At 72.2% G+C, this 24313-nt stretch carries 21 protein-coding genes; 8 read left to right on the forward strand and 13 right to left on the reverse strand.

Annotated elements, in window-relative coordinates:
* Positions 1–12: 12 nt before the first annotated feature.
* Positions 13–1386, forward strand: coding sequence for a DUF58 domain-containing protein (locus tag ACIBK9_RS44160; protein WP_352349265.1), 1374 nt, complete (start codon positions 13–15; stop codon positions 1384–1386).
* An 11-nt stretch (positions 1387–1397) separates the two neighbouring features.
* On the opposite strand, the gene ACIBK9_RS44165 is transcribed toward ACIBK9_RS44160, so the two are convergent.
* Complete coding sequence (locus ACIBK9_RS44165) at positions 1398–2390, reverse strand: stage II sporulation protein M (protein ID WP_358282754.1); 993 nt, start codon at positions 2388–2390, stop codon at positions 1398–1400.
* Positions 2391–2441: 51 nt separating this feature from the next.
* On the opposite strand from ACIBK9_RS44165, the gene ACIBK9_RS44170 reads away from it, so the two are divergent.
* Positions 2442–3359, forward strand: a complete 918-nt coding sequence (locus ACIBK9_RS44170; protein ID WP_397164997.1) for an RDD family protein — start codon at positions 2442–2444, stop codon at positions 3357–3359.
* 27 nt (positions 3360–3386) lie between these two features.
* Here ACIBK9_RS44170 and ACIBK9_RS44175 read toward each other — a convergent pair whose 3' ends face one another.
* On the reverse strand, positions 3387–4793 hold the full coding sequence (locus tag ACIBK9_RS44175; protein WP_397164998.1) for an LVIVD repeat-containing protein: 1407 nt from the start codon (positions 4791–4793) through the stop codon (positions 3387–3389).
* Between the two features lie 168 nt (positions 4794–4961).
* On the opposite strand from ACIBK9_RS44175, the gene ACIBK9_RS44180 reads away from it, so the two are divergent.
* Complete coding sequence (locus tag ACIBK9_RS44180) at positions 4962–5594, forward strand: DUF305 domain-containing protein (RefSeq protein WP_352349257.1); 633 nt, start codon at positions 4962–4964, stop codon at positions 5592–5594.
* 42 nt (positions 5595–5636) lie between these two features.
* On the opposite strand, the gene ACIBK9_RS44185 is transcribed toward ACIBK9_RS44180, so the two are convergent.
* Complete coding sequence (locus ACIBK9_RS44185) at positions 5637–6872, reverse strand: adenosylhomocysteinase (protein WP_387668802.1); 1236 nt, start codon at positions 6870–6872, stop codon at positions 5637–5639.
* Positions 6873–6936: 64 nt separating this feature from the next.
* Positions 6937–8364, reverse strand: coding sequence for an adenosylhomocysteinase (gene ahcY / locus ACIBK9_RS44190; RefSeq protein ID WP_397165000.1), 1428 nt, complete (start codon positions 8362–8364; stop codon positions 6937–6939).
* A gap of 102 nt (positions 8365–8466) precedes the next feature.
* Here ahcY and ACIBK9_RS44195 point away from each other — a divergent pair, with 102 nt between their 5' ends.
* Positions 8467–8802: a MerR family DNA-binding transcriptional regulator gene (locus ACIBK9_RS44195; RefSeq protein WP_352323391.1), complete on the forward strand. Its 336-nt coding sequence runs from the start codon at positions 8467–8469 to the stop codon at positions 8800–8802.
* Positions 8803–8864: 62 nt separating this feature from the next.
* Here the strand turns inward: ACIBK9_RS44195 and ACIBK9_RS44200 are convergent, their stop codons facing one another.
* The 5 genes from ACIBK9_RS44200 to ACIBK9_RS44220 are packed head-to-tail and all read right to left on the reverse strand — an operon-like array spanning position 8865 to position 12870.
* Entirely contained in the window at positions 8865–9791 is a 927-nt protein-coding gene (locus ACIBK9_RS44200) for a cation diffusion facilitator family transporter (RefSeq protein ID WP_397165002.1), read from the reverse strand.
* A 51-nt stretch (positions 9792–9842) separates the two neighbouring features.
* Positions 9843–10949 carry an SIS domain-containing protein gene (locus tag ACIBK9_RS44205; RefSeq protein WP_397165004.1) on the reverse strand — a complete coding sequence of 369 codons (1107 nt, stop codon included), beginning with the start codon at positions 10947–10949 and terminating at the stop codon, positions 9843–9845.
* Positions 10946–11113 (reverse strand): Trm112 family protein, encoded by a 168-nt coding sequence (locus ACIBK9_RS44210; protein WP_352323388.1) that lies wholly within the window; start codon positions 11111–11113, stop codon positions 10946–10948. The genes ACIBK9_RS44205 and ACIBK9_RS44210 overlap by 4 nt, the downstream gene beginning before the upstream one ends.
* Positions 11110–12459: a phosphomannomutase/phosphoglucomutase gene (locus tag ACIBK9_RS44215; RefSeq protein WP_397165005.1), complete on the reverse strand. Its 1350-nt coding sequence runs from the start codon at positions 12457–12459 to the stop codon at positions 11110–11112. Before ACIBK9_RS44215 ends, ACIBK9_RS44210 begins: the two co-directional genes overlap by 4 nt.
* A 42-nt stretch (positions 12460–12501) precedes the next feature.
* Entirely contained in the window at positions 12502–12870 is a 369-nt protein-coding gene (locus tag ACIBK9_RS44220) for a DUF3499 domain-containing protein (RefSeq protein WP_352323386.1), read from the reverse strand.
* Between the two features lie 405 nt (positions 12871–13275).
* Here ACIBK9_RS44220 and ACIBK9_RS44225 point away from each other — a divergent pair, with 405 nt between their 5' ends.
* A complete protein-coding gene (locus tag ACIBK9_RS44225; protein ID WP_221762053.1) occupies positions 13276–13635 on the forward strand; it encodes a metallopeptidase family protein in 360 nt (119 codons plus the stop codon).
* Positions 13636–13679: 44 nt separating this feature from the next.
* Here the strand turns inward: ACIBK9_RS44225 and ACIBK9_RS44230 are convergent, their stop codons facing one another.
* The 4 genes from ACIBK9_RS44230 to ACIBK9_RS44245 form a co-directional block, all read right to left on the reverse strand.
* The gene (locus ACIBK9_RS44230; RefSeq protein WP_397165007.1) at positions 13680–14987 is read right to left on the reverse strand and encodes a DUF5719 family protein; all 1308 of its coding nucleotides are present in this window, start codon (positions 14985–14987) and stop codon (positions 13680–13682) included.
* The gene (locus ACIBK9_RS44235; RefSeq protein ID WP_397165009.1) at positions 14984–17791 is read right to left on the reverse strand and encodes a glycosyltransferase family 2 protein; all 2808 of its coding nucleotides are present in this window, start codon (positions 17789–17791) and stop codon (positions 14984–14986) included. Before ACIBK9_RS44235 ends, ACIBK9_RS44230 begins: the two co-directional genes overlap by 4 nt.
* Positions 17792–17895: 104 nt before the next feature.
* Positions 17896–18156, reverse strand: a complete 261-nt coding sequence (locus tag ACIBK9_RS44240; RefSeq protein WP_020546325.1) for a WhiB family transcriptional regulator — start codon at positions 18154–18156, stop codon at positions 17896–17898.
* 321 nt (positions 18157–18477) lie between these two features.
* The gene (locus tag ACIBK9_RS44245) at positions 18478–21087 is read right to left on the reverse strand and encodes a hypothetical protein (RefSeq protein WP_397165011.1); all 2610 of its coding nucleotides are present in this window, start codon (positions 21085–21087) and stop codon (positions 18478–18480) included.
* A gap of 182 nt (positions 21088–21269) precedes the next feature.
* Here ACIBK9_RS44245 and cofD point away from each other — a divergent pair, with 182 nt between their 5' ends.
* The 3 genes from cofD (at position 21270) to ACIBK9_RS44260 (ending at position 24308) form a co-directional block, all read left to right on the forward strand.
* Positions 21270–22208: a 2-phospho-L-lactate transferase gene (cofD, locus tag ACIBK9_RS44250; protein WP_397165013.1), complete on the forward strand. Its 939-nt coding sequence runs from the start codon at positions 21270–21272 to the stop codon at positions 22206–22208.
* Positions 22205–23476: a coenzyme F420-0:L-glutamate ligase gene (locus ACIBK9_RS44255; RefSeq protein WP_387668824.1), complete on the forward strand. Its 1272-nt coding sequence runs from the start codon at positions 22205–22207 to the stop codon at positions 23474–23476. Before cofD ends, ACIBK9_RS44255 begins: the two co-directional genes overlap by 4 nt.
* 100 nt (positions 23477–23576) lie before the next feature.
* Positions 23577–24308, forward strand: coding sequence for a lytic polysaccharide monooxygenase (locus tag ACIBK9_RS44260; RefSeq protein ID WP_387646740.1), 732 nt, complete (start codon positions 23577–23579; stop codon positions 24306–24308).
* Positions 24309–24313 lie beyond the last annotated feature (5 nt).

The following is a 24313-nucleotide window of genomic DNA, read 5'->3' on the forward strand; positions in this document are numbered from 1 at the left end:
CGGGAGGCGCCGATGGCTCTGACGGGACGCGCCGGGCTGCTCGCCGCGGCCGGGATCGTGGTCGTGCTGCTCGCGCCGCAGCCCGGGGCCGCGCTGGCCGGGGTCTGCCTGCTGCTGGCCGCCGCGATCATCGTGGACCTGGTGTTCGCGGGCGCCGTGCGGCCCCTGCGGTTCCACCGTTCGGGCGACACGCTCGTACGGCTGGGGCAGACGGCCACGGTGGAGCTGATCGTGGAGAACCCGGGCCGCCGACGGGTGCGCGGCCGCATCAGGGACGCCTGGCCGCCCTCGGCCGGGGCCGTCCCCCGGGTCGCCGAGCTCGACGTGCCGGGCGGCGAGCGGCGCAGGATCGTGGTCACGCTCAACCCGACCAGGCGCGGGGACCGGTCGTCGGTGGCGGTGACCGTGCGCTCGGTCGGGCCGCTCGGCCTGGCCGCCCGTCAGGGCAGCCACCGTTCGCCCTGGTCGGTGCGGGTGCTGCCGCCGTTCCTGTCGCGCAAGCACCTGCCGTCCAGGCTGGCGCGGCTGCGCGAGCTCGACGGCCGGCATCCGGCGCTGGTGCGCGGGCAGGGCACCGAGTTCGACTCGCTGCGCGAGTACGTGGTGGGCGACGACGTACGGTCCATCGACTGGCGGGCCACGGCGCGCCGCAACGACGTGGTCGTGCGCACGTGGCGGCCGGAGCGCGACCGGCGCGTGCTGATCGTGCTCGACACCGGCCGCACGTCGGCGGGCCGGGTGGGCGACGCGCCGCTGCCCCTGGCCGGGGCCGCCGCGCAGGGCCCGGGGCTGCTGGTACGTCCCGACCCGCGGCCCGCCCCCGGCTGGCCGCGGCTCGACTGGTCGATGGACGCGGCGCTGCTGCTGGCCGCGCTCGCCGCCAGGGCCGGCGACCAGGTCGACTTCCTGGCCTACGACCGGGCGGTGCGCGCGTGGGTGAGCGGCGCGTCCCGTACCGAGCTGCTGTCGTCGCTGGTCAACGTGATGGCGCCGATCGAGGCCGAGCTGGTCGAGGCCGACGGGCAGGGCATGGTGGCCGCCGTCCTGTCCCGGGCCAAGCGGCGCTGCCTGGTCGTGCTGCTCACCGACCTCAACGCGGCGGCGCTCGACGAGGGCCTGATGCCGGTGTTGTCGCAGCTGTCCTCGCGGCACCTGGTGCTGGTCGCGGGCGTGTCCGACCCGCGGGTGGCGGCCATGGCGGCCAGGCGCGGCAGCACCGAGGAGGTCTACGACGCGGCGGCGGCCGAGCAGGCCCAGCTCGCGCGCCGGCGCATCACGGCCAGGCTGCGCCGGCACGGCGTCGAGGTCGTGGACGCGCCGCCCGAGGACATCGCGCCCGCGCTGGCGGACGCCTACCTGGCGCTGAAGGCCGCGGGCCGGCTCTAGACCGGGGGCCGCTAGGCCGTGGGGGCGACGTCGGGGGCGCGTTCGACGTCGCCGGTCTCGTTCTCGCGCAGGGCTCTGCGGCCGAAGACGATCACGTACGTCAGGAAGGCCGCCTCGGCGAGCACGCCGATGCCCACCCGCACGGCCGTGGGCAGCCCGGACGGCGTCACGAACGCCTCGATCAGGCCCGACACGAACAGCACCACGACCAGCCCGAGCGCGACGCTCATCACCGCCCGGCCCTGCTCGGCCAGCGCCTCCAGCCGTTTGCGCGGCCCTGGATCGATCACCGTCCAGCCCAGGCGCAGGCCGACGGCGGCGGCCAGGAAGACGCCGGTCAGCTCCAGCAGGCCGTGCGGTGTGATCAGGCCGAAGAAGATGTCCAGCTTGCCCCTGGAGGCCATCAGCCCGGCCGAGACGCCGACGTTCTCGGCGTTGCTGTAGAGGATGAACGGGATGGGGATGCCGAGCAGGATGGCGTAGATGATGACCTGGGCCGACACCCAGGCGTTGTTGACCCACACGTGGCTGGCGAAGGAGGCGGCGGGGTGCTCGGAGTAGTAGTCGGCGAAGTCGTGGTCGACGAGCTGGGCGATCTCGTCCGGCGAGGCGATCGACGCCTGCACGTCGGGGTTGGCGGCCACCCAAGCCCCCAGCACCCACGCGACCGCGATGCTGGCCAGCGCCGCGGCCAGCCACCACCACCGCGCCCGGTAGGCCACCACGGGGAAGGAGACGGTGAAGAAGCGGGCCAGCTCCCGCCAGGCGGGCGTGTGCGCGCCGGTCACCGCCGACCTGGCCCTGGCCACCAGCGCCGACAGCCGCCCGGCCAGCACCGCGTCGCGGGAGGAGGAGCGCACGATGGACAGGTGCGTGGACACCCGCTGATAGAGGTCGACCAGTTCGTCCACTTCCGCGCCGGTCAGCGAGGAGCGGTTCTTGACCAGGTGGTCGAGCCGGTCCCAGACGGGGCGGTGTGCTGTGACGAACGCATCGATGTCCACCCGACCATTGTGGCCGCTCGATCAATGCGGCATTGCCGTTAGGCTCCACATATGTCAGAGGTTGTGACCGGGGACGCCGTCGTCGTCGAGGTGCGGGTGGCCCAGATGCCCTCGCGCGCGCTGGCGTTCGTCATCGACATGACGGTGCAGCTCGTCGTGCTGATCGGCGCGTACATGCTCCTGGGCGCGTTCGCGGTCGTCTCGGACGACGCCATGCTCGGCGCGGCCATGATCGTGCTGCTGGTGCTGGTCATGATCGGCTATCCGGTGCTCTTCGAGACGCTCAGCAGGGGGCGCAGCCTCGGCAAGCTGGCGCTCGGCCTGCGGGTGGTGGCGGACGACGGCAGCCCGGAACGCTTCCGGCAGGCGCTGTTCCGCGGGCTGGCCGGGCTGGTGGAGTTCTGGATGTTCTCCGGCGCGCCCGCGCTGATCTCCTCGCTGGTCTCCCAGCGGGGCAAGCGGCTCGGCGACATCTTCGCCGGGACCATCGTGATCTCCGACCGCGGGCCGCGCGAGAGCGGGCAGGCCATCCTCATGCCGCCGCCGCTGGCCGCGTGGGCCGCCACCCTGGAGCTCTCCCAGCTTCCCGAGGAGGTGGCGCAGGCCGCCCGCCAGTACCTGATGCGCTGGCACGACCTCACACCGCAGGCCCAGCACGACATGGGGGTGCGCATCGCGACGCAGACCGCGGCCTTCGTGTCGCCGGCCGCGCCCGCGGGGGTGCCGCCGCACGCGTACCTGAGCGCGGTGCTGGCCGAGCGCCGGCGGCGGGAGGAGGCCCGCTTCGCGCGCCAGGCCGCCCTGGCAGCCGGCGCCGCGCCGCGGCCCACGCCGTACGCGCCGTACCCGTACCAGCAGCAGGGGCCGTACCCGCAGGCGCAGCCGCAGGGAGCTCCGCGGCGGCCTCAGCCGGGGCCCGCGCCGGAGCCGCCGAAGGCGACTCCGGGCGGGTTCGCGCCGCCGCAGTGAGCCGGCGGCGCGGGATCATGCAGCGGGTCAGTTGCCGCCGGGGACGCCGCGCCCGTGCTCGGGGTACGAGCCCTGCGTCTGCGCGTTCAGCTGGCCCATCTTGACGCTGTTGGCCTGGTTCGTCCGCGGGTCGTTGAGCTTGAGCACGTCCAGGCCCAGGTTGAAGTCCGAGCCGTAGATGTAGCCGTTGTAGTAGTACGCCGACCAGAAGCCCCCGTCGAGCGGCGGAGCGGTCTCGTCCGGCCCGCGCTCGAAGTAGGCGATCTCCTGCGGGTGGGCGGAGTCGGTGAAGTCCACCACCGAGATGCCGCCCTGGTACCACGCCTGCACCATGACGTCGCGGCCCTTGACCGGGATCAGCGAGCCGTTGTGCGCGACGCAGTTCTCGGTGTCGGCCTGGTGCCGGGCGATCTTGAAGTAGCCCTTGAACACGAGCTGCCCGGCGACGATGTCGTAGTAGGCGTTGGCGCCCTTGTTCGGGCCGATGGCCGCGTTGCAGGTGGCCCGGCTGCCGCCGCCCAGCTCGTCGGTGAAGACGACCTTCGTGCCCTCGTTGTTGAACGTGGCCGAGTGCCAGAACGCGAAGTTCACGTCATCGCGCACCTTCGCGGTGACCTTGGGCTGCTCGGGGTCGGAGATGTCGAGCAGGACGCCCTCGCCCATGCAGGCGCCCGCGGCGATGCCCTTCTCGGGGTAGGCGGTGATGTCGTGGCAGCCGGTGGTGGCCGACTTGCCGTTCGGGTACGGCAGCGGCAGGCCGGGGTTGCCGCCGTCGGGGAACAGGTTCGGCGTCGCGATGACGGCCGCGGCGGCCGGGTTGTCCAGCGGGACCTTGATGATCGAGATCAGGTCGTGCGGCGGCTTGCAGTCCGGGTAGTTCGCGTTGGGGCCGTAGGAGGAGACGTAGATGTAGACGTTCTTGCCGTCGCGGCCGGGCACCAGCGTGTTGGTGTGCGAGCCGCAGTTGGTCTCGACCGACTTGACGTACTTGGGGTTGGACTTGTCGCTCACGTCGAAGATGCGCATGCCCTCCCACGACTCCTTGACGGAGGCGCTCTGGGAGGTGCTGCTGCACGAGTCGTCGTTGCGCGAGGAGTCGACGGACCCGAACAGCAGGTTGCCGTAGACGGACATGTCCATCTGGCCGCCTGGGCACACGACCGAGCTCACCAGCGACGTCTTCTTCGGCTGCTTGATGTCGTAGATCGAGAAGCCGTAGTAGTTGCCGACGAAGGCGTAGTCGCCCTGGAAGGCCATGTCGGTGTGGATGTCGGACAGCGCCTGTGGCTTGGGCACGTTCGTGACGTGCGTGATGTTGGAGCTCATGACGATCTCGCCGGGAGCCGGGATGTCCGCAGCCTGGGCGGGCAGTGTGGCGCCCGTTGCCGCCACGAGGGCGGCGACCAGGATGAGGGCCCTGCGGGGGGTGAACACTCCGTGGTCCTCCTATAAAGGGGGCATAAATCTCCGTCATCGTCGCTCACGCCGCCAGGACCTGGCCAGTGTCCAATGTGTCAAATCTTGTTCCGTTTCAACCTCTTTCGCTGGAGCGGTATATGGCCTAGAGTCCGCATTCTCGTCCCGAGCCAGTCAGGAGGCCGAGTGCGCGGCGCGCTCATCGTCATCGCGGGCACGCTGATTGCCCTGTCCGGCTGCTCCTCCGGCGCGTCCTCCGCGCCGCGGGCCGACTCCACCGCGCCGGTGCTCGCCCCAGGCCGTCCCGGCGAGCAGGCCCGCACGCTGGCCCCGGGCGAGGCGGCCACCGCCGTCCCCGGGCCCACGGCCAACGCCGCCGACATCACGTACGTCCAGGACATGATCGTCCATCACCGGCAGGCCCTCGACATGGCGATCCTGGCTCCCACCAGGGCGGACTCCGTCAAGCTCAAGGGCCTGGCCGACCGGATCAAGACGGCCCAGGGCCCGGAGATCCAGTTCATGACCACCTGGCTCAAGGAGCAGGACCAGAAGGTGCCCGACCACCACGCGGCGCACGGCGACATGCCCGGCATGGCCACGCCCGAGCAGATGGCGGCGCTGAAGGCGGCCACGGGCAAGGACTTCGACCGGCTGTTCCTGGAGCTCATGATCAAACACCATCTGGGCGCCCTTGAGATGTCCGACCGGGTCCTGACCGCGGGCTCGCACATCAAGATCGAGGAGCTGGCCACGGACGTCAGCGTCACCCAGACGGCCGAGATCCGCCGCATGCAGGAGATGCAGGCGGCCCTCTAGCCTCCTAGAAGCTCCGGTCTCCCAGGAGCTCTGGTCTGTCTCCTAGGAGCCGACCCGCCAGGAGTGGAGGTAGTCCTCCTGCTCCGGGGTCAGCGTGTCGATGCCGATGCCGGCGGCGGCCAGCTTGAGCTTGGCCACCTCGTGGTCGATCTCCTCCGGCACGTCGTACACGCCGGGCACCAGGCCCGCCCGCTGCCCCGCCAGCCAGGCCACGGCCAGCGCCTGCGCGGAGAACGACATGTCCATGACGGCCGCCGGATGGCCCTCGGCGGCGGTCAGGTTGACCAGGCGGCCCTCGGCCAGCAGCAGCAGGCGGCTGCCGTCGGGCATGACGTACTCGTCGGTGTTCGGACGCACCCCCCGGTGCACCTCGCGCGCCATCTCGTCGAGGGCCCGCACGTCGATCTCGACGTCGAAGTGGCCGGCGTTGGCCAGGATCGCGCCGTCCTTCATCACGGACAGGTGCTCGGCCCTGATGACGTCCCGGTTGCCCGTCACGGTGACGAACAGGTCGCCGATCATCGCCGCCTGGGCCATGGGACGCACCTCGTAGCCCTGCAGGGTGGCGTCGAGGGCCTTGACGGCGTCGATCTCGGTGACGACGACCCGCGCGCCGAGCCCCTTGGCCCGCTCGGCCACGCCGCGCCCGCAGAACCCGAACCCGGCCACCACGACCGTACGGCCCGCGAGCATGGTGTTGGTGGCGCGCATGATCCCGTCGAGGGTGGACTGCCCGGTGCCGTACCGGTTGTCGAACATGCGCTTCGTACGGGTGTCGTTGACGGCCACGACCGGGAAGCGCAACGCCTGCTCGGCCGCCATCTGCCGCAGCCGGATGATGCCGGTCGTGGTCTCCTCGCACCCTCCGCTCACGCCTTCGAGCAGGTCGGTGCGCTCGGTGTGCAGGATGTTCACCAGGTCGCAGCCGTCGTCGAGCACGAGGTCGGGGCCGAGGTCGAGGGCCTGGTGGATGTGCAGGTAGTAGGTGGCGCGATCGACCCCGGCCCGCGCGTGCACGGCGATCCCGTACGCGCGCAGGGCCTCGGCCACGTCGTCCTGGGTGGACAGCGGGTTGGAGGCGGCCAGCGCGATCTCGGCGCCGCCCGCCTTCAACGCGCCCATGAGCACGGCCGTCTCGGCGGTGACGTGCAGGCAGGCCGCGATCTTGAGCCCGTCGAGCGGGCGTTCGAGCGCGAACCGCTCGCCGATGGCGGTCAGCACCGGCATCGAGCGCGCGGCCCAGGAGATCTGCCGCTCGCCGCTTTCCCAGAGATCCATGCCCAGCCCCTCGCGAAAAAGCACGGCTCCGGGAGGGACCCCCCTCCCGGAGCCGCCCAGCCGATCAGTAGCGGTAGTGGTCGGGCTTGTACGGGCCCTCGACGTGCACGCCGATGTAGGCCGCCTGCTCCTTGGTCAGCTCGGTGAGCTTGACGCCGAGCGCGTCGAGGTGGAGGCGGGCGACCTTCTCGTCGAGGTGCTTGGGCAGCGTGTAGACGCCGATCGGGTATTCGGCCGTCTTGGTGAACAGCTCGATCTGCGCGATCACCTGGTTGGTGAAGGAGTTGGACATGACGAAGCTGGGGTGGCCGGTGGCGCAGCCCAGGTTCATCAGGCGGCCCTCGGCCAGCACGATGATCGAGTGACCGTCGGCGAAGACCCACTCGTCGACCTGCGGCTTGATGTTGTTCTTCACGATGCCGGGCAGCTTGGCCAGGCCGGCCATGTCGATCTCGTTGTCGAAGTGGCCGATGTTGGACACGATCGCCTGGTGCTTCATCTGCGCCATGTGCTCGGCGGTGATGATGTTGAAGTTGCCGGTGGTGGTCACGAAGATGTCGGCGATGCCGACTACGTCCTCCAGCGTGGTGACCTGGAAGCCGTCCATGGCCGCCTGAAGGGCGCAGATCGGGTCGATCTCGGTGACGATGACCCGCGCGCCCTGGCCGCGCAGGGCGTCGGCGCAGCCCTTGCCGACGTCGCCGTAGCCGCAGACCACGGCCACCTTGCCGCCGATGAGCACGTCGGTGGCGCGGTTGAGGCCGTCGATGACGGAGTGGCGGCAGCCGTACTTGTTGTCGAACTTCGACTTGGTGACCGAGTCGTTGACGTTGATCGCCGGGAAGAGCAGCTGGCCGTTCTTGTACATCTCGTAGAGACGGTGCACGCCGGTGGTGGTCTCCTCGGTCACGCCCTTGATGCTCTCGGCGATGCGCGTCCAGCGCTTGTCCTCGCCGACCGTGCGGGTGAGCAGGTCGATGATGACGTGCCACTCCTCCGGGTCGTCGGCGCCGGCGGGCGGCACGGCCCCGGCCTTCTCGTACTCGGCGCCCTTGTGCACGAGGAGCGTGGCGTCGCCGCCGTCGTCGAGGATCATGTTGGGGGCGTCACCGCCGGGCCAGGTGAGGGCCTGCTCGGTGCACCACCAGTACTCCTCCAGCGTCTCGCCCTTCCAGGCGAACACGGGGACGCCCTTCGGGTCTTCGACGGTGCCCTCGGGGCCGACGACGACCGCGGCGGCGGCGTGGTCCTGGGTGGAGAAGATGTTGCAGCTGACCCAGCGGACCTCGGCGCCGAGCGCGACCAGCGTCTCGATGAGCACGGCCGTCTGGATCGTCATGTGCAGCGAGCCCATGATCTTCGCGCCGCGCAGGGGCTGGGAGGCCGCGTATTCCTTGCGCATCGCCATGAGGCCGGGCATCTCGTGCTCGGCGAGCCGGATTTCCTTACGGCCGAAGTCGGCAAGTGAAAGGTCGGCGACCTTGAAGTCCATCGGGATTCCCCTCGCGTCACGATTGCTGTCGCGGACGAGTTTAGGCGGCGCTCGGGCAGCCCCGCATCTCCGAGACAGCGAAACTGACGTAAGAATGTAAGGATGCGCATCACGGAAGCGGCCAAGCGGCTCGGCATGTCCCCACGAATGCTCCGATACCGGGAGGCGCTGGGCCTGCTGCCGCCGGTCCGTGAGCGGGGGGCGCACCGCAGATTCGGGCCCGAGGAGCTGGCCGCCGTGGCGCAGGGGGTGGAGCTGGAGAAACGATTCGACGTCTCGCCCGCCGAGCTGGCGTTCGCGTTGCGCGTACTGAGCGAGCCGCAGGTGGCCGCGGCCGTGCGCGACCTGGGCGTGCGCATCGGCCGCATCCAGGTGCCGCGCCGGGCCCTGGACTTCGAGAAGGAGAAGGCCCTGCGGCTCCTGCGCCCCCAGGGCTGAGCGTCATACGCCCGGCGGGGCGTCGGCCGGCCGTCGTGCGCGGCCGGCCTCCGGGACGAGCGTCAGCTCGTCGTCGTGCGCAGCCGGTCGAGGTCGGGCTCCAGGTAGATCACCCGCGCGATCGGCACGGCGTCGCGGATGCGCCGCTCGGCCTCGTCGATGCCGCGGGCCACCTCGCCGGCCGTGTCGTCGTGCTCGACCGCGATCTTGGCGGCCACCAGCAGCTCCTCGGGGCCGAGGTGCAGCGTGCGCATGTGGATGATCCTGGCCACCTCGGGCGCCCCCTCCAGCGCGGCCCGGATCTGCTCCTCGACCTCGGGCGAGGCGCCCTCACCGAGCAGCAGCGACTTGGTCTCGACGGCCAGCACGACGGCGATGATCGCCAGCAGCACGCCGATCATGAGGGTGCCGATGCCGTCCCAGACGCCGTCGCCGGTGATGACGGCCATCGTCACGCCGAACAGCGCGAAGATCAGACCGAGCAGCGCGCCCAGGTCCTCCAGCAGGATGACGGGCAGCTCGGGCGACTTCGACCGGCGGATGAAGGCGAACCACGACTGCTTGCCGCGCAGCGGGTTGGACTCCCTGATCGCCGTACGGAAGGAGAAGCCCTCGGCGATGATCGCGAAGATCAGCACCGCGAACGCCCAGATGGGCTTGTCGACCTCGGCCGGTTCGGAGATCTTGTGCCAGCCCTCGTAGAGGGAGAAGACCGCGCCGATCGTGAACAGCACGACGGCGACCACGAACGCGTAGAAGTAACGCTCGCGCCCGTAGCCGAAGGGGTGGGTCTTGTCGCTGGCCCGCTGGGCCCGTTTCCCGCCGATCAGCAGCAGGAGCTGGTTGCCCGAGTCGGCGACCGAGTGGATGCCCTCGGCCAGCATCGAGGACGACCCGGTGAAGAACGCCGCCACGAACTTCGACACCGCGATCGCCAGGTTGGCGCTCAGCGCCGCAATGATTGCCTTCGTGCCACCACTCGCGCTCACCGGACGTCTCCACTCATAAAGATCACCTAAAAAAGACCCTGACATGGGATCCTATTGGGAAATCCTGGCCCGAAGCTCATTGATCGTGGCCACAGGCGTCGGATCGACGGCGTAGCCGAGGGCCAGGTAGGTGGCGGCGTAGTCGGCCAGGCCGATGAGCGTGGCCAGCCGTTCGAGCGGATGCACGCCCTCCGCGGTCAGCTCGGTGACCGGCACGTCACGGTCGTGCGCGAGCCGCAGCGACGCCTCGCGCTGCCGCGTGACCTGGGGATGTTCCTCGACGTCGCGCAGCATGACGAGCCTGAGCGTCGGCCCGGCCTCGTCGGCGAAGATGTCCCGCTCGGCCAGCGGCCCCTCCAGGGCCGCCACCTGGTTGTGGCCGGCCTCGGGCAGCTGACCGAAGACCGCGGGGTACTTGCCGGTCTCGTTGAGCTGGCAGGCCAGCCGGTACGCCGCCGCGCAGGCCACCGGCGAGGAACCCCAGATCATCGGAATGCTCTCGGCCAGGTCCGTGGCGAGCGACTTGCCCGGATTGACGAAGGACTCGCTGGAGGGACGGCAGCGGTTGGCGATGTCCTCCAGGATCGCGGCCACCCGCTCGAACACCTCGGCCCCGGCGGTGACCAGCCCGATCGCGGACGCGGCCACGATCACCGGAACCGTCAGCAGCCACAGCCCCGACCTCGGCTGCCCCTCGACCCGCACCGGGACGTGGATCGCCGACGCCTGCACGGCCACGGCCTCCAGCGGTGAGCCCGGCGGGCACACGGCCAGCAGCCCGCACCCCCGCCGGACGGCCTGGACGGCGACGGAGACCGTCTCGTCGTCGTCGCCGGTGGCGGAGACGGCGATGACCAGGTCGGTCGCGCCGACCCAGCCCGGCAGCTGGTAGGACCGCAACGTCACGATCGGCGCCGGCACGCCGTTGCCGCACACCGCCGCGAGGATGTCTCCGGTCAGGCCCGCCGTGCCCATGCCCGCGACCACGACGGCCCGCGGGCGGCCCTGGGCGGACAGCCGGTCGACGCCGGCCTCGACCGCGGCACGGTGACCCGTGCGCACCTGGGCGGCCGAGGCCGCGACCGCGAGCAGCATGCCGCCCGGATCGGCCGCGGTGAGGTGTTGCTGGTCATCGAGCCGCCCGGGCTCCCAGGTCACGGCTTCCTTGCCTCATCGACCAGCAGGACGGGGATGTCGTCGCGCACGGGGTAGATCAGACCGCAGTCCGTGCAGACCAGCTCCTCGGTCTCGGCCTCGGCGCGCAGGGGCGCCTTGCAGGCCGGGCAGGCCAGGATCTCCAGCAGCCAGTCGTCGATCTTCACAGTGACACCCTTCCCACGATGGCGAGGACCTCGTCCTTGATCGCCTTCATCTTGCTCTCGTCGGCCGCCTCGGCGTTCAGCCTGAGGAGCGGCTCGGTGTTGGACGCGCGCAGGTTGAACCACCAGTCGGGGCCGGTGATCGTCAGGCCGTCGAGCTCGTCGACCTCGCCGCGGCCCGCGAAGGCCGCGCGGACGAGCGCCAGCGCCGCATCCTGGTCGGCGACCGCGCTGTTGAGCTCGCCGGAGGCGTGGTAGCGCGAGTAGGCCGCCACCACCTGGGACAGCGGGCGCTCCTGCTCGCCGAGCGCGGCCAGCACGTGCATCGCGGCGAGCAGGCCCGAGTCGGCGAACCAGAAGTCGCGGAAGTAGTAGTGGGCGGAGTGCTCGCCGCCGAAGATCGCGCCGGTGCGGGCCATCTCCGCCTTGATGAAGGAGTGGCCGACGCGCGTGCGCACGGGCGTGCCGCCGTGCTCGCGGACGATCTCCGGCACGCCGAGCGAGGTGATCACGTTGTGGATGATCGTGCCGCCGAGGTCTTTGGCCAGCTCACGGGTGGCGACCAGGGCGGTGACGGCCGACGGCGAGACGGACGCGCCCCGCTCGTCGACCACCCAGCAGCGGTCGGCGTCGCCGTCGAAGGCGAGGCCCAGGTCGGCGCCGCTCTCGACGACGGCCCGCTGCACGTCGAGGAGGTTCTGCGGCTCCAGCGGGTTGGCCTCGTGGTTGGGGAAGCTGCCGTCGAGCTCGAAGTAGAGCGGGACCAGCTCCAGCGGCAGGCCCTCGAACACGGCCGGGACGGTGTGGCCGGCCATGCCGTTGCCGGCGTCGGCGACGACCTTGAGCGGCCGGATCGCCGACAGGTCGACGAGCCCGCGCAGGTGGGCGGCGTAGCCGGACAGCAGGTCCTTCTCGATCAGCGACCCGGTCGGGGTGGCGGGGGCGCCCAGCAGCTCGGCCGCGCGGTCGCGGATCTCGGCCAGCCCGGTCTCGCCGCCGATCGGCACCGCGCCACCGCGGCACATCTTCATCCCGTTGTAGCGGGCCGGGTTGTGGCTGGCGGTGAACATCACGCCGGGCAGGCCCAGGCTGCCGCTGGCGTAGTAGAGCAGGTCGGTGGAACCGAGCCCGGCGAACACGACGTCGGCGCCGCGCGAGCGGGCCCCTCTGATGAACGCCTCGGCCAGCGGCACGGAGGACTCTCGCATGTCATGGGCGACCACGACGGACGCGGCTCCGGTCACCTCGACGAACGCCGCGCCCACGGCCTCGGCGATCGGCTCGTCGAGCTCGTCGGGAACCACCCCGCGAACGTCGTACGCTTTGAAGATCTTGGCGAGGTCGCCCACTCTCCAGCTCCGCCCCTAGGTCGTTTGTCGTGTGAAACGAGCCTACCGGTCGCGGTGCTGCTGGGCCGACCGAAGAACGCGCAGGTGGCCCCTGCGCCCGACCTCGACCCCTTGGCCGACCGGCTCGCCGCTGCCGGACGGGGTGGGCCTGGCGGCTTCCCTGACCGCGTTGGCCAGCGCCTCCAGGTCGTCTGAGCTGGGGGAGTTGCCGTCGGTGGGGAGCCGGACGACCTCCCAGCCGCGGGGAGCGGTCAGCCGCTCGGCGTGTTCGGCGCACAGGTCGTAACAGTGTGGCTCGGCGTACGTCGCCAGAGGGCCGAGAACTGCGGTCGAGTCGGCGTATACGTACGTGAGCGTGAAGACGGCAGGCTGGCTGCAAGCGGTGCGGGAACAGCGGCGGACGGGGCTCACGGAGGGACCGTATCTGGTAAGAGTGCGAGGCGCCACTATCTGAGCGCTCTTAACGAGCGTGTCGCCACAATTCGGACACCTGTCGCAGGCTTTCCACCCACATGCGCCGATGCGCGCGCCTGAGGGACAACCTTGCCCCCTCGCCGCTGACGCCACACCGGTCGCGCCGTACTTTCCTGATTCCTTGATCGACGACCGAGGAAGGTGACCGGCCGGAACGGACAGTCGGGCGCGAGGGCGTCCGTCGGAACCCACGCCCCCTGACGGCGGCGACGCGGGCGGGGGTTCCGGGGGTTCGCGGGCACGTGCCCTTACACTTGGGCGGTGACTCCAAAGCGCGGTCCCAGACGGCGCGATCGCCACGGTCGTGGCCTGCGCGGCCCCCTCGCCCCCTCCCACGTCCCCATGGCCCGTTCCCGCAGCGAGCGCTTCGACGACCTCGTCCTCGACGCCGTCGACCGGCTGCGGCCCCGGTGGGACAAACAGCTGTCCGCCGTGGAGTTCGCGGTCGAGGAGGTGCCGCCGCTCAACGAGCTGGGCGACGGCCCGAGCATGGGCACCGAGCCGATCCCGTTCGGCCGGGCCGACGCGGCCAGCGGCCAGTCACCGGCCGCGGTGGTGATCTACCGCCGCCCGCTGGAGGCGCGCGCCCGCGACCGCGACACCCTGGGCGCGATGGTGCACGACACGGTGGTCGAGCAGGTCGCCACGCTGCTCGGCCTCGCCCCCGAGACCGTCGACCCGGGCTACGACGACCGCCGCTGACCCGCGGCTCCCCCGGGCTACGCCGACCGCCGCTGATCCGCGGCTCAGCCGGGCAGCACCACGCGGGGGCTGTCGGTCAGCGCGGGCAGCACGGTCCACACGCGCGCGGGCGCGAGCGGCTGGGCGGTGACGAGCAGGCCGTCCTTCTCCCGCTCCTCGATGACCCGACCGCCGTAGACCTGGCCCGACACGGGCGTGACGACCACGGCGAACTCGCCCTTGCCGCGCAGCCGCACCTCCTTGGTCCGCCCGGCGGGCACCGCCACGTCGTACGGCCTGCCCGCCGCGCCCTTCGCCGGCACCTCCTGCACCCTGACCTCGCCCGGCCCGTCCGGCGCGGTGAACAGCAGCCGCGTGCCCGGACCGTTGCCCGCGACCGCGCTGCCCAGGTCGAGCGGGGGCGTGCCCGCGGTGAACGCCACGTCCAGCCGCCGCCCGGTGCCGGTGGCGACCAGCCCGGCCACGATCGGCGCGGGCGCGGTGAGCACGAGCGCGGCCGCCTCGCCGCCGATCCCGGTGGTCACGTCCAGCGCGACCACGCTGCCGGCGGGCACGTCCACGCTCTCGCGGCCTCTCATCGCGTACGCGGCGTCCTCGCTGACCGCCTTGACCTGCACGGACACGTCGTTCTCGCCGGGAGCGGCGACCAGCAGCTCGCGCCGCCCGCCGCCGCCGGGGATGCCGGGCACCACCACGCGGGTGGCCGGGGGCGCGGCGAGCGGCAGCCAGTCCACGCCGCCGCCGCGCATCGACGCCCTGGCCGCGACCGCGAGCCGGCCGAAGACGGTGGTCACGCCGACGGCCATGACGTCGGCCGAGGGCGCGAGCGTCTTGAGGTCGATCTCCTTGTGCTCGCCGGGCGCGATCTCCAGACCGCGGCCCGCGTCGCCGGAGACCAGGCCCTCGGCCGCGTACACCTCGACGTCGGCCTGGGCCGGGGCCTTGTCGGCGTTGGTGAGGTGCAGGATCACGTCGGCCGCCGCGGGGCCGGGGCCGGCCAGCCAGGCCGACTGCGCCGGCTCGGTGCAGCGCACCCCGGACAGCCCGCGGGCCGCGCCCGAGGTCACCCGGGTGGTGTATCCGGCTTCGAGCGCTCCCGGGCCGTTCGTCACGTACGGCTCGGCGTTCTTCATGACCTCGTGGGACAGGCGTCCGGGCAGGTAGACGTTCATCCGCGCGCCTTCGGCGCCGGGGCAGACGGCGGTCACCGACTCGACCGCGACCTTCCGCGGCCCCTCGGCCCTGGCCGGGACGGGGGCCGGGCGGGTGACGAGAGCGACGCCGTACAGGGCGGACAGGGCCACCACGACCAGCACCAGCAGGCCGAACCTGTTCTCCACGAACGCCTTCATCGCACCCCCGCGGGCACGGGGACGGCCGCCTCGACGCCCTCGACCGCGCCGCTCCCCCGGCGTCCCGGCGTGGCCAGGACCAGCACGATCAGGGCCAGGACGCCCTGGGTCCACAACCAGGGCGCGTGCAGGACGTCCGCCGGCTGGGCGGGCACGCGGGTGAACGGCTCGGTCAGCCGCCACAGGCCGCCCGCCTCCGACAGGCTCATGCGTTCCAGCGACGGCTGGGAGTCCAGCGACCTGGCCAGCGGCGGCGGCACCGGCGCGGCCACCGCCAGCATGGCGATCCCGTGCTGGGCCAGCGTCGCGGCGTCGGTTCCGCCACGGCCGCCGACCAGGCCGCGCGCCGCGTCCGCCACCTTCGACCGTCCCTCGGAAGCGACCGGCAGCTCGGCCTCGCCGATCAACGGGGTACGGCCGTGCAGCACGGTGAAGGCGTCCCCCTTGACGACCAGCGTGCGCTCGCCGTGCCGGGTGCTCCACGCGGCCAGCGCGGGCAGCACGCCGGGGGCGTGGGCGGTCAGCGGGCCGCGCACCCCGTACGCCACCCAATGGCCGGCGGCCAGGATCGGCGTGCTCACCGCCGCGGCCACCACCAGGGACGCGCCGATCCTGCGCAGCCCGCCGTCGGCCCGCAGCTCGGCCAGCCGGTGCGCGGTCAGGCCGACGAGCACCAGCAGCCCGGTCCCCGCGAACGCCAGCGGCACGCCGGGCCAGGCCCGCGCCCCTTCGACGCTGATCCGGCTGACCAGGACGGCCGCCAGCACGCCGTACAGCGTGACGCCCCAGCCGATCGCGACGATCAGCCGCTGGCGGCGCATGAGCAGCGCGGCCAGCGCCGTCACCACCAGCCCGGCCGTCACCCAGAACGGCGGCAGCCCCGGGCCTCCCGGGCTGAGCGCGAGCAGCGACTCCGGCGCGAGCCCCGCCGCCACCAGGGCGGGATCGTGCAGGCCCGCCTCCAGGAGGATCCGGCCCGGGTCCGTGACCAGCCCGGCCAGCCACGGGAGCAGCAGCGCGACGGGCACCGCGAGCGCGATCACCATGGAGGTCACCACGCCGCGCCGCACCCCGCCGTACGCGACGGCGGCCAGCACGCCGAGCACCGCGAAGAGCGGGTACACCAGCGGGACGAACGCCGTCCCCACGGCCAGCAGCAGCCCCAGCGCCCAGGCCGCGCGCCGCGCGCGGCGCCGTTCTTCGGACAGCAGCGTGGTGCCGAGCGCGGCGTACACCGGGACCAGCACGAACACCACCGCCGTGCCGAGCCGTCCGGAGGCGATCGCGCCGGTCGCGACGGGCAGCAGCGCGTAGGTGCCCGCCGCCCACGCCCGCGCGGGCACCGCCGGGATGACGTGCCGGGTCGCCAGGTACGCCGACGCCCCGGCCAGCGGCACCGAGCCGAGCAGCAGCACGGACACCGCCAGCCACGTCTTGCCGAGCGCGAGCGTCGAGGCCAGCGCCAGCAGCGCCACGTACGGCGGCGCCCAGTCGGTGGAGCCGAGCCCGATGTCGTGGAAGCCCTCGGTGTAGAACCGCCACAGATCGCCCGCACCGCCCGTGACCGGGACCAGCGCGCCGCCGCCCAGCCGGTCGCCGCCGAGCAACGACCGTTCGGCGGCCACCGAGATCACGGCCAGGGCGATCATGAGGACGACGCCGGGCCGCCGGAGGAAGCCCTTGACCGCGCCGGTGTCGGCGGGCGCGGCGTCCTCGTCGTCCTCGGGGGTGGAGTGGTGGTGGCGGCCGGCGGAGTCGACGGGGCCCGCGCCGGCGAGGAAGCTCTGCACCATGTCGGTCAGCCGCCGGTAGGCCGCCCCCGGCGGCGTCAGCAACCGCTTTATACGACTAAATCCCTTTTTACGGCCTTCGCGGCGGGCCCCGCGCGCCTTCAGCAGCCGGAACGGGTGCGCCAGGATCGACCCCAGCGCCACCATCTCGTCCAGCGCGTTCGCCGGCTGCTTGCCCACCAGGAACAGCAGCGTGCGCAGGGCCGACCCGGCCAGGTTCCGCAGCAGCGCCCACACCATCACGCGGAACGGCAGGTTCGCCATGACGACGAACATCGCGTTGCGCCGGTCGAGCCTGCGCGGATGGTCGCCGCTGACCGTGATCCGCCGCCGTCTGCGGGCCGCCGCCTCGGCGTGCCAGGCCACCGCCGAGGTGACGGCCAGCACCCGGTGCCCGGCGTTGCGCACCCGCCAGCACAGGTCGAGGTCGTCGCGGAAGAGCGGGAACAGCGGGTCGAGGCCGCCGAGCCGCTCCCAGACGTCGCGGCGGACCAGCATGCCCGCCGTGGAGACCGAGAGCACCTCCCGGGTGCCGTCGTGCTGCCCCTGGTCGAACTCGCGCGGCTCCAGCCCGGTGTCCCTGCGCCCGGTGAGGCCGACGGTCACGCCCAGTTCGAGCAGGCGCCTGCGGTCGAGCCAGTCGCGCAGCTTCGGGCCGAGCACCGCCGCCTTGGGATCCTGCTCGGCCGCCATGAGCAGGGCCTCCAGCGCCCGCCGGTCGGGGGCGCAGTCGTCGTGCAGCAGCCAGAGCCACTCGTCCTGGCCGCACGGCGGCAGCCGGTCCAGCACCTCCGCCACCGCGTCGCCGAAGGAGGCCGAGCGCGGGAGCGTGAGCACGTTGGACGCGCCGAGCGCCTGCGCGAGCAGGTCGGCCGAGCCGTCCCTGCTGCCGTTGTCGACCCCGGCGACGCGCTCCGGCCTGCGGCTCTGACCAGCCAGCGCGCGCAAGGTGTCCCCCAGCCAGCGGCCGCCGTCATGGGCGACGACGATCGCGGTGACGAGGGGGCGTGACATGGGCGGGCGACTCCAGCGTTGATCAGGCGCGCCCACCCTACAGGTGACATCACACACGAAAAAGGGCCACGCGGGCTACCGCGTGACCCTTTCGCTCATATCCCCTAAACGGCCTGGCGCTTGATCCGTCTGCGCTCCCGCTCCGACAACCCACCCCAGATGCCGAAGCGCTCATCGTGTTCGAGCGCGTACTCCAAGCACTCGGCACGGACCTCGCACGATCGACAAACCTTCTTGGCTTCTCGGGTGGAGCCGCCTTTTTCCGGGAAGAACGCCTCCGGATCGGTCTGCGCGCACAAAGCACGCTCCTGCCATCCGAGTTCTTCAGCGTCAAGCTGATCCTGTGCGATGACCGGATCGGTCACTGCACACCTCCCTGCCGCCCGCCCGCAATGGAGCCCCCCATGGACGCCTTCCTCCTACCCACCCACGGGAAGGCGTAACAACATGGTTGTAATTACACGCGCGTGCCGTACGTGACGTCAAGCGGCATGACGGTATCCGGGGAAAGACCGACTCTCGCCCCGGTGTGCTCGGCATGTGGTGTTCGCACCAGGCCGAGACCCCCTGCACAGCAAGGCTTCGACCCGGTTCGTTCAACGCTGTCAGCGGTCGGAACCGTACCAGGGCGGGGTAGACGCCCGCCCTTTGGGCCACCTTCTCTCTAGCCGTCGTTTGCCGGTCCGTTACCTGCGTGGCTCGTTGGGCGTGTATATGGCCGTTGGGTCGATTGGGTCGTCACCCGGGCGGTTCTGGGCGCCCAGGGCGTCCCCGAACTGCGAGGGGTCGAGCCGCATCGTCGACTCGCTCTGCGCCTCATTCCAGCCGGCCGGGGCCTGGTGGGTGGGGCGGTAGGTCTGGGGCTGCTCGTACTGGCCCTGCTGGGGTTCGTACGCGTTCTGCTGCTGCTGGTACGGCTGGGCCTGCTGCGGGTGGCCGAACGGGTCGTCGTACGGCCTGGCCGGCTGGCCGGCATAGTCGGGCACCCGCAGGTCGGGCTGGGTGCCGGAGGCGGCCGTCGAGCTCTGGTAGGTCTCGGCCTGCTGGTAGGCGTCCAGGAGCTGCTGGGAGCGCGGGTCCACGGGCGGGTCGGGCTCCTGGAAGGCGGGGGTGGCGTACTCGTGGCCGGAGTAGCCGGTGAACGGCTGGCCGCCCTGCTGGTCGAAGGCGTTCTGCCGGTCCTGGTACGGCTGCTGCTGCTCCGCCTGCGGGTACGGGACGCTCGGGCTGGTCTCGCCGCTCGGGTACGCCTGGTCGGCGAAGGCGTTCGGTGAGCTGTTGCTCGGGGCGTACGGGTTCTCCGGGGTGGGGTAGCCGGACTGGCCGTACGCGCTGGGCTGACTGTCGGCCGGGACGTACGGCGCGGGGGTGTACTCGCCGGCCGGCGGCTGGTAGCCGGAGTCGGGGAGCGTCTCGGACGGGGTGTAGGCGGCCGGGGCGTACCCCTGGTCCTGGCCGAAGCCCTGCGGCTGGGCGAACGGCTGACCGGCCGGTGCCTGGGGGTTGCCGAACGGCTGCTCGGCGGACGCGGCGGGAAGCGCGGCCCTGGCCGGCTGGTAGGGCTGCTGCTGGTACGGCTCGGACTGCTGGCCGTGCGAAGGCTGGCCGAAGGGAGCCTGCTCAGGCTGGCCGTGCGAAGACTGCCCGAAGGGAGCCTGCTCAGGCTGGCCGTGCGAAGGCTGGCCGAAGGGAGCCTGGTCAGGCTGGCCGTGCGAAGGCTGGCCGAAGGGAGCCTGGTCAGGCTGGCCGTGCGAAGGCTGGCCGAAGGGAGCCTGGTCAGGCTGGCCCTGGGCGGGCTGGCCGAACGGGGGCTGTTCGGGCTGGCCGTAGGCGGGCTGCTGGCCGTGCCCCTGGCCCTGGGCCTGGCCGTAGGCGGGCTGGCCGTCGGAAGTCTGGGGGGCGTAGGGGGACTGCGCCTCGGCCGCGTGCGGGACGGGGGTCTCCTGCTGGTGGCCGTAGCCGGGGGCGTCGGACTGGCCGAAGCCGGGCGCGGAGGGCGCGGGCTGGCCGTAGCCGGCGGGGTCGGGCTGGCCGAAGCCGGGAGCGGCGGGCTGGCCATAGCCGGGGGTGGACGGCTCGGGCTGGCCGTAGCCACCGGTGGCGGGGTCGGGGTGGCCGCCGTAGCTCGGGGGCTGCTGACCGTAGCCGGGCTGCGCGCCGGGGTTCGGCGCCTGTCCGCCGCCGTAACCCGGCTGCTGCCCGAAGGCGGCCTGCTGGCCCTGCTGGCCGTAAGGGGCCTGCTGGTCCTGCTGCCCGAAGGAAGCCTGGGAGTCCTGCTGGCCGTACGGTGCCTGCGGGTCCTGCTGGCCGTACGGAGCCTGCGGGTCCTGCTGGCCGAAGGCGACGGTGGCGTGCTGGCCGGACGGGGGCTGGGGCGCGTACCCGGCGGAGGCGGCCTGGGGCTCGTAGCCCGAGGACGGGGGCTGCGGCGCGTAGGCCGGGGACTGCTGACCCGACGGCGGCTGGGGCGCGTAGGCCGGGGACTGCTGGCCCGACGGCGGCTGGGGCGTGTAGCCCGAGCCTGCGGGGACCTGGCCCGACGGCGGTTGCGGGGCGTAGCCGGAGGCGGCGGGCTGGCTGTCGGGAGCCGGGGGCTGGGCGTCCTGGCCCGGGGGGAGCTGGGCGAGCGCGGGCTGCTGGCCGTAGGGGGTCGGCGCGGCGTGCGGCTGCGCGTACGCGGGCTGGGGCGCGGGGTCGGGCCGGCCCTGGGAGGGCTGGTCGGGCTGGCCGTAGGCGGGCTGGTCCTGCTGGCCGAACTGCTGGGGGCGGCCGTACTGGGGCTGGTCCTGCTGGCCGAACTGCTGGGGCTGGCCGTAGTGGGTGGTGGGGCGGCCGTACCCGTCGAGGGTGGGGATGGGGGTCCGGCCGGGCATGACCTCGGGGAGCAGGTAGACCAGTCCGACGGCGGTCAGCGCGAGCAGGGGCACGCCCGTGAGCACGTGCTCCACCACGCCGCGGAAGCCGCCACCGGCGAACAGCCCGACGATCAGCGCCAGCGCGCCGAACACGGCGGCGAGCAGCAGGCCGGCGGCCGAGCCGTAGGCGATGAGCCGGGCCTTGGGCGAGCGCTCGCCCGTCCTGGTGACGAGCAGCACGGCGCCCACGAGCAGCGCGGTCACGACCGGGCTGGTCAGGCCCGTCAGGTTCGCGGCGGCACGGGTGGCGAACCCGCCGCCGAGCGGGCTGCCCGAGCCGATCAGGATGTGGCCGATCGTCAGGACGACGTCCACCAGCCCGGTGACGAGCATGATCCAGGCAGCCGGCTCCCGTAGTCGGGCGGCATTTACTTTGCTCATGAGTAACCCCCATCGGACCCTTTGGCCCGAAGGGAGTTTGCCACATTGCCGACTTTCGCGGCGGATGTCCCAAGAACCTCTTCCATCCCATTTACCCCTATACCTGGAGCTTCATTGCTCCGAAGTGGGGCAGAACCACTCCCCCCACGGGGATGTCGGACGCCGATGGAAGACTGGGACGCATGCACATCGTGTCACTCGCCGGCGGCATCGGCGGCGCCCGTTTCCTGCGCGGCCTGCGCGCCACCGCACCCGACGCCTCGATCACCGTCATCGGCAACACGGGCGACGACATCACCCTGTTCGGCCTGCGCGTCTGTCCCGACCTCGACACCGTCATGTACACCCTGGGCGGCGGCATCGACGAGGAGCAGGGCTGGGGCCGGGCCAAGGAGTCCCACGTCGTCAAGGAGGAGCTGGCCGCCTACGGGGTCGAGCCGCAGTGGTTCGGGCTCGGCGACCGCGACTTCGCCACCCACATCGTCCGCTCGCAGATGCTGGAGGCGGGCTATCCGCTCTCGCAGATCACCGAGGCCCTGTGCGTGCGCTGGCAGCCGGGCGTGCGGCTGCTGCCGATGACCGACGACCGCTGCGAGACGCACGTGGTGATCTCCGACGAGCGCGGCAAGCGGGCCGTGCACTTCCAGGAGTGGTGGGTGCGCCTGCGCGCCTCGGTCCCGGCCGAGTCGTTCGCGCTGGTGGGGGTCGAGAGCGCCAAGCCCGCGCCGGGTGTGCTGGAGGCGATCGAGCAGGCCGACGTGGTCATCCTGCCGCCGTCCAACCCGGTGGTGAGCATCGGCACGATCCTGCAGGTCCCCGGCATCCGCGAGGCGGTCGCGGCCAAGACCGTGGTCGGCGTCTCCCCCATCATCGGCGGCGCGCCCGTGCGCGGCATGGCCGACGCCTGCCTGACGGCCATCGGGGTGGAGACCACGGCCCAGGCCGTGCTCGACCTCTACGGCGCCGGCCTGGTCGACGGCTGGCTGGTGGCCGAGGAGGACTCCGGGGTGGCGCTCGACGGCGTGCGCGTGGTGTCCCGTCCGATCCTCATGCACGACGCCGAGACGGCCGCCGACATCGCCCGCACGGCGCTCGACCTGGCGCTGGAGCTGGCCCGATGAGCTCGCGACGGGTCGAGGTGATCGCCGTCACCGGCATCGGCGAGGTCCGGCCGGGCGACGACGTGGCCGCCCTGCTCAAGGACGCCGACCTGCGCGACGGCGACATCGTGGTGGTGACCTCCAAGATCGTCAGTAAGGCCGAGGGCCGCGTCCGCCAGGCGCCCGACCGCGCGAGCGCGATCGAGGAGGAGACCGAGCGGGTCGTCGCCAGGCGCGGCGACACGGTGATCGTCCAGACCCGCCACGGTTTCGTCATGGCCGCGGCGGGGGTCGACGCCTCCAACACCGAGCCGGGCACCGTCCTGCTGCTGCCCGAGGACCCCGACGCCTCGGCGGCGCGGATCAGGGCCGGGCTGGGCGCGCGGGTGGGGGTGATCGTCTCCGACACGTTCGGGCGTCCGTGGCGCAACGGGCTGACCGACGTGGCGATCGGCGCCGCCGGGGTGCGCCCGCTCGACGACTTCCGCGGCTCCTCCGACCCCTACGGCAACGCGCTCGGCGCCACCGTCACCGCGCTGGCCGACGAGATCGCGAGCGCGGCCGAGCTGGTCAAGGGCAAGCTCGACGGCGTTCCCGCGGCGATCGTGCGCGGTCTGGCCCATCTGGTGACCGACGACGACGGGCCGGGGGTCAGGCCGCTCGTCCGCCCGGCCGACGAGGACATGTTCCGCTTCGGCGCCCGCGACGTCGTGTTCGCCCGCCGTACGATCAGGGAGTTCTCCGACCGGCCGGTCGACGGCGAGGCGGTGCGCAGGGCGGTGGCCGCGGGCATCGCGGCGCCGGCGCCGCACCACACGACCCCGTGGCGGTTCGTGCTGGTCGAGTCGGCGCAGGCCCGCACCGAGCTGCTCGACGCCATGCGGGAGGCGTGGATCGACGACCTGCGCGGCGACGGGTTCACCGAGCAGTCGATCGCCAAGCGGATCAAACGCGGCGACGTCCTGCGCAACGCCCCCTACCTGGTCGTGCCGTGCCTGGTGATGGAAGGCTCGCACACCTACCGCGACGACCGGCGCAACGCCTCCGAGCGGGAGATGTTCGTCGTGGCGACGGGCGCCGGCGTGGAGAACTTCCTGATCCAGCTCGCGGTCGAGGGGCTGGGCTCGGCGTGGGTGTCCTCCACGATGTTCTGCCGGCCGGTGGTCAGGCGGGTGCTCGACCTGCCGGAGTCCTGGGATCCGATGGGCTGCGTGGCGATCGGGCACGCCGCCGCGCCGCCGCGCGACCGCGCCCCCCGTGACCCGCGCGATTTCATCGTGACGCGCTGAGCCTCTGACGAGAGTCTGGAAATCCGGTAAGCCAACCGTTTACCGTTAGGAAACTTTCCTTTACATTTGGACTATCCCCCCATGTAAAGGAGCCACTTCAATGCGAAGGACTCTCACGTTAGTCGCCGTGGCGGTGATCACCATCGCCACGGCGGTGTTCAACACCTCTCCCGCGTTCGCCCACGGTTATGTGAACTCGCCGCCCAGCAGGCAGGCGTTCTGCGCCCAGGGCAAGGTGCCCGACTGCGGCCAGATCGTGTACGAGCCGCAGAGCGTGGAAGGCCCGAAGGGCCTGCGGAGCTGCAACGCCAATCTTGGACAGTTCGCTCAGCTCAGCGACGAGAGCAAGCCGTGGCCGGCCACCTCGGTGGGCAACTCGGTGACCTTCACCTGGACGTTCACCGCCAGGCACGCCACGCTCAACTACGAGTACTACATCGGCGGCACCCGGGTCGCGGTCTTCAACGGCAACGGCCAGCAACCGCCGTCGACGATCTCCCACACCGTCAACCTCTCCGGCTACTCCGGCCGCCAGAAGGTGCTGGCGATCTGGAACATCTCCGACACCTCGAACGCCTTCTACTCCTGCATCGACCTGCAGATCGGCGGCGGCGGCCAGCCGACCCCCACCCCCACCCCGACCGTGACCCCCACGCCCACCCCGACCCCGACGCCGACCACGACGGCCTCGGGCACCTGGAAGGCCGGCACGGCCTACACCACGGGCAGCACGGTCACCTACAACGGCGTCTCCTACCGGTGCCTGCAGCCCCACACGGCCATCGCGGGCTGGGAGCCGCCGAACGTCCCGGCGCTCTGGCAGCGGATCTGAGGGTC

The organism is Nonomuraea sp. NPDC050227 (assembly GCF_044459705.1).
Classification (GTDB): domain Bacteria; phylum Actinomycetota; class Actinomycetes; order Streptosporangiales; family Streptosporangiaceae; genus Nonomuraea.

What these genes read in the sequence shown, in the direction of transcription:
- ACIBK9_RS44160 (WP_352349265.1), top strand. Translation starts at nt 13, where the DNA reads ATGGCTCTGACGGGACGCGCCGGGCTGCTCGCCGCGGCCGGGATCGTG.
- ACIBK9_RS44170 (WP_397164997.1), top strand. Translation starts at nt 2,442, where the DNA reads ATGTCAGAGGTTGTGACCGGGGACGCCGTCGTCGTCGAGGTGCGGGTG.
- ACIBK9_RS44185 (WP_387668802.1), bottom strand. Translation starts at nt 6,872, where the DNA reads ATGGATCTCTGGGAAAGCGGCGAGCGGCAGATCTCCTGGGCCGCGCGC.
- ahcY (WP_397165000.1), bottom strand. Translation starts at nt 8,364, where the DNA reads ATGGACTTCAAGGTCGCCGACCTTTCACTTGCCGACTTCGGCCGTAAG.
- ACIBK9_RS44195 (WP_352323391.1), top strand. Translation starts at nt 8,467, where the DNA reads ATGCGCATCACGGAAGCGGCCAAGCGGCTCGGCATGTCCCCACGAATG.
- ACIBK9_RS44225 (WP_221762053.1), top strand. Translation starts at nt 13,276, where the DNA reads ATGGCCCGTTCCCGCAGCGAGCGCTTCGACGACCTCGTCCTCGACGCC.
- ACIBK9_RS44230 (WP_397165007.1), bottom strand. Translation starts at nt 14,987, where the DNA reads ATGAAGGCGTTCGTGGAGAACAGGTTCGGCCTGCTGGTGCTGGTCGTG.
- ACIBK9_RS44235 (WP_397165009.1), bottom strand. Translation starts at nt 17,791, where the DNA reads ATGTCACGCCCCCTCGTCACCGCGATCGTCGTCGCCCATGACGGCGGC.
- ACIBK9_RS44245 (WP_397165011.1), bottom strand. Translation starts at nt 21,087, where the DNA reads ATGAGCAAAGTAAATGCCGCCCGACTACGGGAGCCGGCTGCCTGGATC.
- cofD (WP_397165013.1), top strand. Translation starts at nt 21,270, where the DNA reads ATGCACATCGTGTCACTCGCCGGCGGCATCGGCGGCGCCCGTTTCCTG.
- ACIBK9_RS44255 (WP_387668824.1), top strand. Translation starts at nt 22,205, where the DNA reads ATGAGCTCGCGACGGGTCGAGGTGATCGCCGTCACCGGCATCGGCGAG.
- ACIBK9_RS44260 (WP_387646740.1), top strand. Translation starts at nt 23,577, where the DNA reads ATGCGAAGGACTCTCACGTTAGTCGCCGTGGCGGTGATCACCATCGCC.